The sequence below is a fragment of the Marinomonas maritima genome, assembly GCF_024435075.2.
GTDB lineage: Bacteria > Pseudomonadota > Gammaproteobacteria > Pseudomonadales > Marinomonadaceae > Marinomonas > Marinomonas maritima.
On record NZ_JAMZEG020000003.1, the window covers coordinates 32044 to 47009 of the forward strand.

Here is a 14966-nt window from a genome sequence, read left to right on the forward strand (position 1 = left end):
TTTTATAGTTTTACGCACAAATTACAGCGCACTTAGCACTAGAATCAATAACCCCGAACAGGATCGACAGCAGGAGGTATATCACCCGTTAATCGGAAGTTTCTTATATTACTTGCAACTATATCACTAGCACTCACTGGATGAGTTGGCGCCGAAATATGTGGCAAGACCGTCACAGAAGCGTTGTGCCAATATGAATGATCGACTGGCAATGGTTCCTGCTCGAAAACATCCAACACCGCATGATATATATGATTTTCATCAAGCATCACAAGTAACGCTTCATCGTCAATAATAGGCCCCCGAGCAAAGTTAATCAGACTTGCACCCTCTGGCAGTCGCGATAAGGCTTGTTGATTCAACAAACCTTTCGTTTCCATTGTCAAAGGCAACAGACACACCAGTATGTCACTTTGATCTAATAACGACGTCAGCCCACCTTCACCATGAAAGCACGTTATGCCGTCTACTTGTTTAGCATTCCGGCTCCATCCCGATACAGAGAAACCATTCTGCGCCAAACGTTGAGCACTCACTTTACCCAACTCCCCCAGCCCCAACACACCAATTCGACGGTCTTGCGCGCGAACCATAGGTCGCTGCAGCCATGACTGACTAGCTTGTTGTTTGGCATACGCAGGCATATCACGATGAAGAAATAGCGTCCAAGCAAGCACCGCTTCCGACATGGTTTTCGCCAAATCCGGATCAATCAATCGCACAATTGAAAAAGGCGGTGAAGATAACTCATTCATCATACGTTCAACCCCCGCCCACATACTGTGAACCCACTTTAAAGCGGGGAGTGCTAGTAGGTCTTGAGGATCAGGGTTGGCGACAATAGCCACATCGCACAGCTGTTTTTGTGCTGCCGTCAAATCAGAAAAAGGTAATATAACTTCATCGGGCATGGCGACCGATAAGGTTTTAATCCAAGCATCTTGTTCAAGCGGATCAATACGACTCACAAAAGGAATCATTTTTCGTACACCTGAGATAGGTTTTTAAAGCCTTTTAACTCAATGGCATTGCCACTTGGGTCTTTGAAGAACATCGTCCATTGCTCACCAGGCAAGCCTTCAAAGCGAACACTCGGAGCAAGGTCAAACGCTACATTAGCTTCGGTTAGACGTTTGGCTACTTTTTGCCACTCATCCAGAGGCAAAATCAAACCAAAATGTGGCATAGAAACTAGATGATCACCTACTCGACCTGTCTTCGTCGTTGGGCTTGGTACTCCCAGATGCAAAGACAACTGATGACCATAAAAATCAAAATCGATCCACGTTTCGGTACTTCGCCCCTCTACACAACCTAAAACTTGTGTATAAAAAAGGCGAGTTTCTTCTAAAGAGGTGACATGAAAAGCGTAATGAAATAAAGCAGACATAAGGACTCCTAACAGCAATTATGAGGTTAAAAAATACAGCACGCAGACTAAAAGTAAATACGAGGTACTCTCGTGGAGCTATATACTTAGCATTAGGAGCAAAAATGACGATAAAAAATGCTTTTGGCCAACCGGAACCATTGCACGTTACTATCGCTATAATACTTTTTTACTGTAAACGATCTTCCATGCTCACCGTTTCTTGGAACTCAGTCATATTAATAAACTCAGGTCGGACGTTCGGTATTGGGTTTATGTCTGAAAATAGATTAGAACGACTTTGATTTTCAATAATACGTACATGAGAGCGAGTCAGTTCTCTTGGCTCTTTAACGCCACAAGAGTGTGCAATCATGCCAATACCATGCAATAACTCTGCTGCGTAATTCGCCACCCGTTCAGATTTTTCAGCCGCCACTAAACCCCGTTGTAAATCAGGGTTGTGTGTCGTAATCCCAGTCGGACAGGTATTTTTATTGCATTGCAACGCTTGAATGCAACCAAGCGAAAACAAGAATCCTCGTGCGGTCACTACAAAGTCTGCGCCCGCGCTCAACGCCCAAGCCGCTTTGCCCGGCACAATCAACTTGCCTGATGCAATGATTTTGATATAACGACGCAAGCCATAAGACGTCACAATGTTTACGACAGTCGGTAAGCTTTCACGTAATTGCATGCCAACATAATCCATTAACGGCTGGGGTGCCGCGCCTGTTCCGCCATCAGAACTGTCGATAGTGATAAAATCTGGACAATAATCGATGCCTTTTTTATGCACTAACTCACATAGAGTTTCAAAAAATTTTAGGTCGCCCACCACCATTTTGAAGCCAACGGGCTTAGACGTGACTTGTCGAACATGGTGGATCATATTTAATAAGTCGTCGATGGATTTTATATCTGGATGACCATTTGGACTAATGGAGTCATGACCAACAGGAATCCCACGAGTATGCGCAATTTCTTCTGTCACTTTTGCACCGGGGAGCATTCCACCTTTACCAGGCTTAGCCCCCTGACTCATTTTAATTTCGAACATTCGCACATTTTCATGATTAGCAAGGCTCACCAATTTTGTGTCATCTAAATGCCCTTGATGATTTCGTACACCGTATTTAGCAGTACCAATCTGAAAAACAAGATCACAACCGCCTTCAAGATGATAAGGCGATAATCCACCCTCACCTGTGTTCATCCAAATACCCGCTTTACGGGCCCCTTTTGATAAGGCTTGAACCGCGGGCTTAGACAACGCACCGAAGCTCATTCCTGAAATATTAACAACAGATTGTGTTCGGTACGGTATTTTTGCGGTGTGTTCGCCAATACAAACTTCTTTGGGCTGAGCCGCGTCTTCATCCAAGGTTGGAAAAGCACAATTTAAAAAGAAAATGTCTCCCGGTGTTTCAAGAGAGCGAGTAGAACCAAAGGCAATGGTGGTATCTACTTTTTTAGCGGCACGATAGGCCCATGACCGTTCAGCTCGATCAAACGGTCTTTCTTCTCGATCCATTGCGAAAAAATATTGGCGAAAAAACTCACCTAGATGTTCAAAAAGATAACGAAAGCGGCCAACAACGGGATAGTTCCGTCTTATGGTATGAGTGGTTTGATGTGAATCGACCCAATACATTACCGCAACAGAAATTAAGGTGAGAAAGAGTAAGAACACAAACAACAATGCGCCCCAATGAATGGTTAGCGTTGCTAATGATGACAAAAAGTCCATGTCTAGCCCTTAAGGTTAAATGATAAATCAGCTCGTTATAGTACGCTAAAAACTAGGCTTCAACGTGGTTTAATCATGAACAAATGCAGCGACGAACTTATCTGGCGGCAAGGGATGTCCAAAGTAATATCCTTGATAACAAAAGCAGTTTATTTCACGTAACCGGTCGTAATGCGAAAGTGTTTCTACCCCTTCCGCAAGCACTTCGATATTAAGGGCTTTGGCCATCGCAATAACAGCATGAACAATCGCCTCATCGCTTTTATCTGTTAATAAATCACGCACGAAAGATTGATCGATTTTCAATCTGTCTATTGGTAATAATTTTAAATATTTAAGAGAAGAGTAACCAGTGCCAAAGTCATCAATTGAAAGGTAAACGCCTAAGCTTTTTATGGCATTCATTTTCTCTAAACTAGAAGCAAGATCGTTCAATAGCATATTTTCCGTAATCTCAAGATCAACACAACATGCAGGGACATCATGCTTTTGTAATTGCGCTTTTAACATAGGTAGAAAGCCCGCTTGTTGAAACTGAATGGGGCTTACATTAATAGAAATACGCCAAGATACTTGCCACTTCCCCTCTTTCAACCAAACTGCTACTTGCGATAAGGCTTCATTCAAAACCCAATCACCAATCTCGACAATGAGCCCAATTTCTTCTGCCACAGGAATAAATTCAGCGGGAGAAATAAAGCCTTTTTTATCATCCTTCCAACGGATTAGCGCCTCAGCACCAATTAACTCGTTTTGATCGTTAATTTGCGGCTGATAATACAATTCAAATAACTTAAATTCTGTTGCATGATGAAGCGCTTTTTCCATCTCAAGACGCGCATCGGAAACGGCCTGCATTTCTTTTTTATACAAGGCAAAGGTATTACGTCCACACTCTTTTGCTCGATACAATGCAGTATCTGCTTGTTTTAAAATAATTTCTTCAGAGCATTCAGAATCATCAAATATAGTGGCACCTAGACTCGCCGTTATATGCACCTCATGGTGACCTGCTTTTTTAACTTGTTGGCACGCAAACATAATACTTTCAGCGAACCCGTTTATAACGAGTTCAACTTGCTTTTTATTGTCGCCTAAATTAGTTAATAAAAAAGCGAACTCATCGCCGCCCATCCGAGCAAAAACAACATTTTCCTCAATAAGAGCAGATAGTTGTGACGCCACACAACACAGCAGCTGATCACCTACATTATGACCAAGCGAATCATTAATCGTCTTGAACCTATCGAGGTCCATAAAAACAACGGCAGAAGAACTTGGAATTGGCTGCTTACGCTGTAGCGTTTCACGCAGTTTATCCGCTAAATATTGACGGTTGGGGAGGTTTGTGACTGAATCGTAATACGCCAAATAATGGATATGTGCTTCTGTTTCTTTGCGTTCAGAAACATCACGAATAAGCATCAAAACTTCTACTTTGTCTTGTATTTTGTACTTTGCTAACCGTATTTCGACAGGCAATTCAATATTTTGTATTTGATAAAGCGTTTCAACAGTACGAGGAGCGTCTATTTGAAGTGAATTCAAAGCTTCTGAAAATACGCCCCAAGATGAAGAGGCATGCAAGGTTTCCAAAGAAAGAGATTTAAGTGTCTCACTTTTCATTTTCAACATGAATTCCGCTGCGGTATTAACCAGCGTTATTTTATTGTTTTCATCCAACAACAAAATACCATCTGCCGCATGCTCTATCATCGCTTTTGTATGACTATCACTGCGCTCCAAATCACTAAGCGCCGTATTTAATTTGTTCCAAAGTAAAGAGAAAGTGGAATGCAAATGTCCTAATTCATCCGATTTATGGCGTCGATAAAATGATTTTGGTAAAGGTAGCTTTTCATTGTAGCCTACCGTCGACAAGGATTCCGTCAAACGCTTTAAAGGGTGTGTCACTAAAAAGTAGAAGACCAATGAAATCAAAGAGGCCAATAAAACATCTTTGAACAGATTATAAATCAATATGGAAAGTTGCTCTTTAAATATTTTATCGAGCAAATAACGCTTCTCTGGCAAGACTAGCAAATACCCAGCTTGAAAAAGTGGCCTTTCTAAGCGCAATTCCCGCTTATAATTCTGCAAGTCAGGTAAAAAATAATCAGCCAATGAATGGGAAGCGGAAAAATGATGTTTTGCAGCAGTTGCTTGCACAAACAACACTCCAGCCTCGTCTCGAACTTCTACATGGGCAATAGAGGAACTCAGCAGCAAACTATCAATCTGGTGTTGAGCAAAAGTAATGTCTAGCCGGAAAACAGCCTCAGACAGTGGTTTTTCGACAACAGCCAGCAATTCATCAAAGTCTTGATCTATCTGTTGCTTCTGATATCGAATACCATCAATAAATTGAATGCCGCTACTGACCAAACTTAAAACAATCGCGAGCGCTAAGGTTAAAACCGCTTGTTTTATAAATAGTGATTTAGAAAGTACGACGCCCATTACTACTCACTTAAATTTTTCATGTCCTGCGAGGCACTCTACCTACCCCCCTATAATAGAAAACTAACTAGGATGATCGAAGTAAACATATAAATTATAAAGAAAAAATAAGTTATGTACCTTTGCCCAAGAAAACTAAGACTGACATTTTATCTATAATGAAGCAAGGATGCCATAAGTAAACTTTATACACTTAATGATATAAGTCATGGAACATAATACGATTAGAAATAAAAAGGGTCGACTCAGGTAACTAAGCATTATTCAAAGAACCTACGCGCAATAAAAAACCAGTATGAATACTGGTTTTTTCATCGCTGAAAACGCTTAGCCTATTACTGCGCCATCTTTACGAGAAATCGCAACGACACTAGAGCGAGGAACAGACTGTCCGCCGTCAGGCCAATGAGAATTTCCTTTCTCGCCAGGGTGTTGAACACTAATAAACATAGTAGTTCGTTCAGCGTTCCAAGCAGACCCTGTAATTTCACACTCCTTTGGCCCAACTAAGAAACGACGAATTTCACCGGTTTCTGGGTCGCCAACCAACATCTGATTATTACCTTGACCCTGAAACCCTTTGACATTTGAATAATTACCGTCTGTTTGAATCCACAATAATCCTTTAGAGTCGAATTTCAGACCATCTGGCGAGTTAAACATATTATCTTGGTTGATGTTTTGAGAGCCCGCATTAGCATCGTCATAAACCGCTGGATTGCCCGCGAGTACAAACAAATTCCACTTAAACTCACTGCTGGTGTGGTCTTCGTTCATCGGAATCCAACGAACGATCTGACCAAAATTATTTTCCACTCGAGGATTAGGGCCACTTGGGGGAGTTGCATCACCACCCGCATTCGGTTTTACACCACGATTTTTATTGTTCGTCAAAGCACAGAAGACTTCCGCTTTATTTGGGTTTGCTGCCACCCACTCAGGGCGATCCATCGTTGTCGCCCCCACTTTAGAGGCAGCCATTCGAGTATGAATCGAAATTTCAGCGTCTGTCATCCCTGTTGTTTTTGGTGTTAAAGCGAGCCATTCACCACGATTGTTATCGTGGAATTTGGCAACAAACAATGTCCCTTCTTCCAGTAAGTCGCGATTATTACCTCCCGCTAAATACTTATGCTTAGACACAAAACGATACAAAAATTCACCCCGTTCGTCATCGCCAAGATAGACCACAACATGGCCATTTGAAGCGATGGTCAATTCTGCATTTTCGTGTTTAAAACGACCCAGTGCTGTACGCTTTTTTGGACGAGAGGTTGGGTCTAACGGATCAATCTCAACCACATAACCAAAACGGTTTGGCTCATTGGGCTCTTTGATTAAATCAAAACGCGCATCACTCATCGCCCAATTGTAGCGCCCTTCTGTGCTAAGGCCGTAACGTTTAAACGCTTCAGGCATTTTGTAATTTTTATCATTGGCAGTGAAGTAGCCATTGAAGTTTTCTTCGCAAGTAAGATATGTACCCCATGGCGTTTGTCCATTACCACAGTTATTCCAAGTACCTTTGGCAACTAAGCCTTTAGGATCTTCTGACGTCTGCATCCATTTATGGCCTCGCGCTGGGCCGGTAATGTCCATTTCTGTGTCAGCGGTAATTCGGCGATTATATAGAGAGTCTTGAACAATTCCCCAGTTACCACCTCGTTGAGCCACTTCCACAATAGAGACACCATGCGCCGCTTTGTTTTTACGAACGTCGTCTGCTGTTTCAGGCATACCATTAGCCCGATTCGCATGAAGCGTTTTTCCATCGGTGTATTCGTTGTTAATGGCCATGATCTGCTTGCCATCTTTCGAGAAAAAAGCCATACCATCATTATGATCACCAAAAGCCAACTCTTGAGAAGCGCCTGTACCACCTGTTGTAGTATCTAACGCTGGGGCATTACTGAACAATGGGTCACCCCAAGAAACAACCACTTCCCACTTATAGCCTTCAGGCACCGTTATAGTATCAAGACCATTTGCCTTGACCATCTTAAACGCAAGACGTGACTCGTCTGTACCAGCCGCCAATGCTTTTCCTGCTGATAATGCAGTAGAGCCCATCACAAATGCGCCTGCACCAACAGCCACGCCACTGCCCAAAAAACCACGGCGAGAAACCATTTTATTGGCCACTTCTTCGAACTCTACGACGCGTGGCGCAGGTCGCGAAATTTCATCTAATTCATCAAAACTCATATGATTCATTTGTTTAATTTTCATAATACTGCCCCTACTATTAAATATATTCTCCCCAATTGGCGACTAATCCAATTAAAGAAAGTGATCAAGAATGACCTTCCCCTGCAAAAGAAAGTTGATCATCAATTTATAGGCAAAAGATTACATAGAAATGACAGAGGCTTAGCATTATGGTTATATTGCTGAAAGGGTAAGCATTAAATGCGGAAAATTAGCAACACCAAACGCATATGAACGCAATTTTAGAAAAGGAAAATCATCAAACAGGCATGTTTGCAGCGACTCTCAGAGTATGGTGACTAAAACAGGAGTAACATTTTTTAAATCTCCCTTAGATATTATAAAACTAAACATACCTATCGAGGACGGCTCAATGATCAATACGCTTCGCAAAATCCCCATTAACCTACGCCTAACCAGCTTGGTTTTTTTCTTTTCTCTAGGACTATTACTGGTCATTTATTTAACTCTCACGGTCAATAAACAATCTCTTCTTGATGAAAAATATTCTCAAACGAAGCATGTTATTGAAACAGCAACAGGTGTCCTTAAACACTATTACAAACTTCAACAATCTGGCGAGCTTACTAAGGCCGACGCCCAACGTCATGCAATGGAGACCATTAAAGACATTCGTTACGCAGAATCAGAGTATTTTTGGATTAATGACTATAATGCCATCATGGTCATGCACTCGGTCAAACCGGCATTAGATGGAAAAGACCTTACCAATCTAGAAGACACAAATGGCAAAAAATTCTTTTCAGAGTTCGTGAAGGTCGTCAAAGCGAAAGAAGCGGGGTTCGTTGACTATTTGTGGCCAAAGCCTGGCAGCGAAAAACCAGTAGAGAAAATTTCCTATGTACAAGGTTTTAAGCCTTGGGGATGGATCATCGGTTCCGGAATTTATTTAGATGATGTGGATTCTCAATTCAAACAAGAAGCCATTAAACTAGGCACAGTCAGTGCTATTATCATATTAATATCTCTGCTTATATCCTTTTTAATTGTACGTTCAATTCTCTTACCCATTGGTCAAATACAAACCGCCTTGCACAATATTTCAGCCGGCGATGGCGACTTAAAAACACGTCTACCAGAGTCAGGCAAAGATCAATTGACCGAAATTGCAATTTATTACAATACTTTTGTAGAACGCCTTTCAAAAACCTTAACTAAAGCGGTATCCCTTAATAAAGAAGTTGAAAGCAAAAGCCAAGAATTAAAATCCGTTGCAGCAAAAACACAAACGATCACACAACAACGTGAAGGCATGTTTGCGGAAATGGCAGAAACCATCAAAGAAGTTGATACGTTTAAAAATGAAGTCATTGAAGGCACTCAGTCCACTCTTACCTCTGCACAAATAACGGCAGAAAAAACACAAACGGGACAAGTCTCTATTAAACAAACGGTAGAATCTCTTGAAAAGCTCTCTGAGGATCTCGAAGCGGGTCTAAACACCGTTGTACAACTAGCAGAACAGTCACAAACCATAGGCTCGGTACTAGACGTCATTAGTGCTATTGCTGAACAAACTAACTTATTAGCCCTCAACGCAGCGATAGAAGCGGCCAGAGCAGGTGAGCAAGGAAGAGGGTTTGCCGTTGTAGCAGACGAAGTACGCGGCTTGGCAAGTCGAACTCAAGCATCTACCGATGAAATTCAAAACATGATCAGTAAGCTTCAAAGTGGAGCAAAAGAAGCCGAAGCTCGTATCACCGCTAGCCATCAGCAATCACAAAAAACCACGGAAGAGATCACTCTATCTACACAATACCTACAAGATATCTCCCTATCAGTAGATGAAATAAACAGAGCTAGTAATAAAGTTATTCAAAGTGTCACCATGCAAAGCGAAGCGGTGCAACAGCTTAATAATTTAAATCAAAAGGTCTCAGAACTCTCCGCCCAAGCAGGCTTGCAGGTTCAACAAAACAGCGCGACCAGTGAATCTTTAGCAAAAACAGCCAAAGACACCCAAGAAATCATGTCTATTTTTAAACTGTAATTTGCGTTTACATTGCATTTAGAAAGACTTAAAACAAAAAAACCGCTTGCTGATATTCAGTAAGCGGTTTTTAAATACTTGCATCTAAATAAAATTAGGCTTGATGAGCGAGATATTCATCGTAAGTACCTTGGAAATCAATAATTTGTTGATCTTTGATTTCAATCACTCGATTTGCCAACGATGAGACAAACGCTCTATCGTGGCTGACGAAAATTAAGGTGCCATCAAAGTCGATCAAAGCATTGTTAAGAGCTTCAATTGCTTCCATATCCATGTGGTTGGTTGGCTCGTCCATGATAAGAACGTTTAAGTCCATCATCATTAACTTACCAAACAATAGACGGTTTTTCTCGCCACCAGAGCAAACTCGGACTTTTTTATTAAAGTCATCGGCCGTAAATAATAAACGACCCAGCATAGCGCGAACTTTTAAGTCATCATGTTTTACCGTACGCCATTTTGACATCCAATCAAACAAAGTCAGATCAGAATTAAAATCTTCAGTACTGTCCTGCGGGCAATAACCAATAACAGCATTTTCTGCCCATTTGATTTCGCCCTGTTTGGCCTCTAATTCGTTCATCAAGCAGCGAAGGAACGTCGTTTTACCTGCGCCATTCTCACCGATAATCGCCAGTCGCGCACCTGCATCAAGAATGATACTGCCGTTGGTAAACAACAATTCGTCTTCATAGCCGTGACCCAATTCTTCAAGAATTAACGCCTGACGGTGGAGCTTTTTATCTTGTTTGAAATTAAGTGATGGCGTCATACGGCTTGACTGTTTCACTTCTGACAATTCGATTTTATCTAATTTCTTCGCACGAGAGCTGGCTTGCTTCGCTTTCGATGCATTGGCAGAGAAGCGATTGACGAACGCTTGCAAATCGTCCATTTCAGCGCTTTTCTTTGCATTCTCTGTCAGCAATTGCTCTCGAATCAAAGATGAGGCTTCCATAAAATATTCGTAGTTGCCTGGGTAAATACGCAACTCACCAAAATCGATGTCCGCCATGTGCGTACACACAGAGTTCAAAAAGTGACGGTCATGGGAAATGATAATCATGGTGCATTTACGCTGATTCAATACACCAGCCAACCAGTTGATGGTATGGATATCCAAGTTGTTGGTTGGTTCGTCTAGCAGCAAAATATCTGGATTAGCAAACAAGGCTTGCGCAAGTAATACTCGAAGTTTCCAACCTGGCGCCACTTGGCTCATTAGACCAAAGTGATAATCTTCTTCAATTCCGGCCTCTAATAAAATGTCACCTGCGCGACTTTCTGCACTATAGCCATCCATTTCAGCGAATTCTGCTTCAAGCTCACCGGCGCGCATACCGTCTTCTTCACTCATTTCTGGCTTGGAGTAAATCGCATCACGCTCTTGTTTAATTTTCCACAGCGCCACATCGCCCATAATCACGGCATCAACAACAGAGTATTCTTCGAAAGCGAACTGATCCTGACTCAAGGTACCGACTTTTTCACCCGGTGTAATAGAGACGTTTCCAGAAGTGGGTGTCAACGCCCCACTGAGAATTTTCATAAACGTAGACTTACCACAACCGTTGGCGCCAATAAGGCCATAACGATTACCGTTACCGAATTTCGCTGAGATGTTTTCAAACAGTGGCGTTGCGCCAAATTGCATGGTGATATTAGCCGTGGAAATCAAAAGAAAGTCCTGAAAAAAAAGAATAGAAAGCCGTTTACACTTGTTGCCTGATCAGCGTACAAAATATAAACACAAAGGGGGGCGAATATAGTGGCTTACTGCACTAAAGTCGAGGACTAAGCGATGTTTTTTGAATAAACAACTATATTAGAGAAGAACACGCCTTAATAGCGCGGGATAGTTTCCTTCACCGGTTGCTGATCCGTGTCTTCTTCAATAGGCATTGTTGGATCTTGAACAGGCATTGTTGGAGGCCGATCGACAGAGACATTCTCCTCTTTCATCGGCGTTTTTGGAGGCTCTGTAGCCATGTAAGCCATGACTTGACTCGATAAAAAACTCAACACATCTCGGCTGGCACCATTTAATAGGCTCTTCCGAATTTTCTTTGTAATATCCAGTTGCGTGCTCGCGCCTAAAACAAAGCTTGCAATCAACCCTGCTGGACTGGTCGCTTTATTTAGAACGTCATCTATAGCATTTTCACGAGATAGTTTGGCACGGTTTTCCAGTCGCTGTGTGCGTTCGTACAAGTGTTTTCGTTGTCTATGCATACGCTTAAGACCAAACATTACTTATTCCTCTTCCGTTGGAATAATGGCGTCCAACGTGTGGGTGAAATTCATGTTTTTCAATGTAATTCCAACCAAATAGAGCAAGACGGCCGCACTGGCAAAAGTCACCAAAGTGGCACTCAATAAAATACCCATCAGTGAAAAGCCATAGCTCCAAGCAATGGCAGCCGCTGTGGCAATAAGCAACAACCACGTAGTGAGTAACAAGAAAATAACACCGCACATTAAGGCAAGGAGCTGGGCGCTCGAAGTCACCCACATTTTAGCTTCTAGTGCTCCTAACCCTAATACGCTCTTCAACCAACTTTTGTGTGAGAGGATAACCTCATCAAAAGCCGACGTCTCATCGGATGAGTCGGTCTTCGGTTGCGAGTCTGAATGCGGTGGTGTTTCCATGAAGTTTATTTACGCTTGCACAAGAAACTGGCCGCTAATGCACCCGCTAAAAAGGCGATACCGATGGTTTTGACGGGGTGTTCTTTAGCATATTCACCCACAGCAGAAGATACTTTTTCTGATTGGCTTTTCGCTGTTTCCGCGATTTTATGGGCTTGCTCGCTAATTTGATGAGCCACTTCCTCGATACGCTCTTGGCTTTTTTCTTTCATTTCAGCCGCGCTGTCTACCCCTTTATGGGCAACTTCAGCTGCACTATCTACTTTTTCATGAGCTTTTGATTGGGTCGTGTTTTTGATTCCGGTAGCCATTCTTTATTCTCCTTCTAAATAATGAACTGATTTCTCAACACCCCTCGAATTCAAGTCCGAAGTGCGACAAAAAACAACGAATACATGATCTGGATCGAGTAAAAATATAAACCTTCTTACTTCTGTATTTCTCTTAAGGCGATATCTCAAATATCATCGAGAAAAAATAACAAAACAAAAGGTTTAATTTCTACCTTGCTATCTAGCCTACTGGGTTATATTTTGGTCGTCAAATTTGCACAGAGAAACGTGCCCACTTTCCTTTTTATATGGTCGATCTTTAAAAAAGAGAACCTTTTTTGCACAAAAACAGTTAGACAATATGCAAATCGATTCATAAACCTTCTCATGGTTTTCTAACTGCTTTATTCAAAGATAAGCGTCGTCACCACTTTTTAATATCAACCCAAGCGTCCAGCCTTTTCTAAAGAAACACCCTTTCCCCATTATTCGAATAATCGTTGATCTTCTTGACGAGTGGTGCTTAATTGAGACAAAACGTACCTTCTCGTGCAACAAACAACGCAATTTAAGGAATGCATGTGTTTAGTTTAAATAGACCACTGGCGTGACAGCGCAATCACCTCTTCTAACGACGACCAAGAAGCCATGAACAACAACTTTCCCAATAGTAAGACGGACGCTAAGCCTGCTGGAGAATACTTAAACATCTCGGCTTTGTAGCCTTATTTTACTAAAGTAATCGTAATAAGACTTCATTGAGCACCGCCAGTCGACCACAAATAAAAGCATGTAATGTCCAAGTAGATAGCCTCCAGCAACTAACTTAATATTGATGTTCTCCGCCTACTTCTACAGCACCTTGCTGAGCCGATGGTTATTATCTTTATTTCAAACGTGTTACCAATACCTGTTCAACACGAACACCTTCAAGGTCCAACACTTCAAACTTATAATCTGCATAAACAAAAAAATCTGTACGCTTTGGCAATCGCTTCAAACTATAAGTCATAAAACCACCCAGAGTTTCATATTGGCTACGATCTGGAAATTCTTCTATATTAAGACTTCGCATAACATCACTGATCGGTGTCAATCCCTCTATTAACCAAGAATTCGCATCACGCTGTACGATTTGTTCTTCGTCATGAGGCGTTAACAACCCCCCCATGAAGCCGCCAAGTAAGTCTTTCACCGTTACAATACCAACAATTGTCGCGTATTCATTGACGATAACAGCAAACGCTTGTGGCGCCATTCTGAACGCATTTAACGCTTCCGAAAGCGTTAGTGTTTCTGGTAAATAAAAGACATCTTTATCCACTTGCTCTGGTTTGATTTGTGCTGGCTCCCCTTTAAGCACTAATCGCAATATTTCTTTTGACTCAATAATGCCCTCAATTTTATCTAAACTGCCATTGCAAACTAAGAAATCATTATGTGGATGATCAATGATTTTTTGGCTAATGACTTCGCTGCTGTCGTCAATATCGAAGTAGATAATCTGATCACGCGGAGTCATCGCACTGGAAATATTGCGCGTTTCCAGTTCAAACACATTACCAATAAGCTGATATTCCTGACTCTGCAAACTGCCATCTTCCGCACCGGCTTCCATCATGGCAACAATATCTTCTGTAGTAACAATTTCTTCACGCTCAATTGGCACATTAAACAAGCGCAGAATCGTATTGGTTATACCATTAAACAAAAAAACCACGGGCGTTAACATAAAGGTTACCCAAAGCATTGGCGTAACCATACGAATAGCCACCGCTTCCGGCATAATGATCGCCAAACGCTTTGGCAGCAAATCTGCAAATAAAATAAACAGCGACGTCAACGTCAGAAAGGAAAGAACAAAGCTCACTTGATCCAATAACGGCCCTGAATACATTAAGGCCACAACCTGCGTAATGTAAGGGGTTAGTGCTTGCTCTCCGATAATACCGCCCAAAATAGCAATCGCATTCAGAGCGATTTGAATCATGGCAAAAAAAGCACCGGGTTTTTGCTGTAACTTAATCACGGCGAGCGCTTTTACGTTCCCCTCATCGGCGAGCACTCGTAGCTTTATTTTTCTCGCGGCGGCCATACCCATTTCAGACATAGCAAACAATGCACCGGCAATAATCAGTAAGCCAATACTCAACACATCACTCATTTTTTTCTCACTCATCACGGAAGGGATAGAACTAAAACGCAGGTTAAATAGATTGAAATAATATTGTCTCAGCCATTTCA

11 protein-coding genes are annotated in these 14966 nt (G+C 41.9%); 1 reads left to right on the plus strand and 10 read right to left on the minus strand.

Annotated features, from left to right (window positions below; all coding sequences use genetic code 11):
• Positions 1 to 44: 44 nt before the first annotated feature.
• The 5 genes from M3I01_RS12220 to M3I01_RS12240 all read right to left on the minus strand — a co-directional run bounded on the left by M3I01_RS12220 (position 45) and on the right by M3I01_RS12240 (position 7808).
• On the minus strand, positions 45 to 980 hold the full coding sequence (locus tag M3I01_RS12220) for a 2-hydroxyacid dehydrogenase (protein ID WP_255896170.1): 936 nt from the start codon (positions 978 to 980) through the stop codon (positions 45 to 47).
• Positions 977 to 1390, minus strand: coding sequence for a VOC family protein (locus M3I01_RS12225; RefSeq protein ID WP_255896171.1), 414 nt, complete (start codon positions 1388 to 1390; stop codon positions 977 to 979). Before M3I01_RS12225 ends, M3I01_RS12220 begins: the two co-directional genes overlap by 4 nt.
• A gap of 169 nt (positions 1391 to 1559) precedes the next feature.
• A complete protein-coding gene (locus tag M3I01_RS12230; protein ID WP_275565101.1) occupies positions 1560 to 3119 on the minus strand; it encodes an FMN-binding glutamate synthase family protein in 1560 nt (519 codons plus the stop codon).
• Positions 3120 to 3188: 69 nt separating this feature from the next.
• Positions 3189 to 5579 carry an EAL domain-containing protein gene (locus tag M3I01_RS12235; protein ID WP_255896172.1) on the minus strand — a complete coding sequence of 797 codons (2391 nt, stop codon included), beginning with the start codon at positions 5577 to 5579 and terminating at the stop codon, positions 3189 to 3191.
• A gap of 327 nt (positions 5580 to 5906) precedes the next feature.
• Positions 5907 to 7808, minus strand: coding sequence for a PhoX family protein (locus tag M3I01_RS12240; RefSeq protein WP_255896173.1), 1902 nt, complete (start codon positions 7806 to 7808; stop codon positions 5907 to 5909).
• A gap of 352 nt (positions 7809 to 8160) precedes the next feature.
• Between M3I01_RS12240 and M3I01_RS12245 the strand changes: the two genes are divergently transcribed.
• Positions 8161 to 9798, plus strand: coding sequence for a methyl-accepting chemotaxis protein (locus M3I01_RS12245; protein ID WP_255896174.1), 1638 nt, complete (start codon positions 8161 to 8163; stop codon positions 9796 to 9798).
• 94 nt (positions 9799 to 9892) lie between these two features.
• Here M3I01_RS12245 and M3I01_RS12250 read toward each other — a convergent pair whose 3' ends face one another.
• The 5 genes from M3I01_RS12250 to M3I01_RS12270 all read right to left on the minus strand — a co-directional run bounded on the left by M3I01_RS12250 (position 9893) and on the right by M3I01_RS12270 (position 14886).
• A complete protein-coding gene (locus M3I01_RS12250) occupies positions 9893 to 11479 on the minus strand; it encodes an ABC-F family ATPase (RefSeq protein ID WP_275565102.1) in 1587 nt (528 codons plus the stop codon).
• A gap of 164 nt (positions 11480 to 11643) precedes the next feature.
• Complete coding sequence (locus M3I01_RS12255; protein ID WP_255896175.1) at positions 11644 to 12051, minus strand: hypothetical protein; 408 nt, start codon at positions 12049 to 12051, stop codon at positions 11644 to 11646.
• Positions 12052 to 12054: 3 nt separating this feature from the next.
• Positions 12055 to 12450: a hypothetical protein gene (locus tag M3I01_RS12260; RefSeq protein ID WP_255896176.1), complete on the minus strand. Its 396-nt coding sequence runs from the start codon at positions 12448 to 12450 to the stop codon at positions 12055 to 12057.
• Between the two features lie 5 nt (positions 12451 to 12455).
• Entirely contained in the window at positions 12456 to 12761 is a 306-nt protein-coding gene (locus M3I01_RS12265; protein ID WP_255896177.1) for a hypothetical protein, read from the minus strand.
• A gap of 847 nt (positions 12762 to 13608) precedes the next feature.
• A complete protein-coding gene (locus M3I01_RS12270) occupies positions 13609 to 14886 on the minus strand; it encodes a hemolysin family protein (RefSeq protein WP_255896178.1) in 1278 nt (425 codons plus the stop codon).
• Between the last annotated feature and the right edge of the window lie 80 nt (positions 14887 to 14966).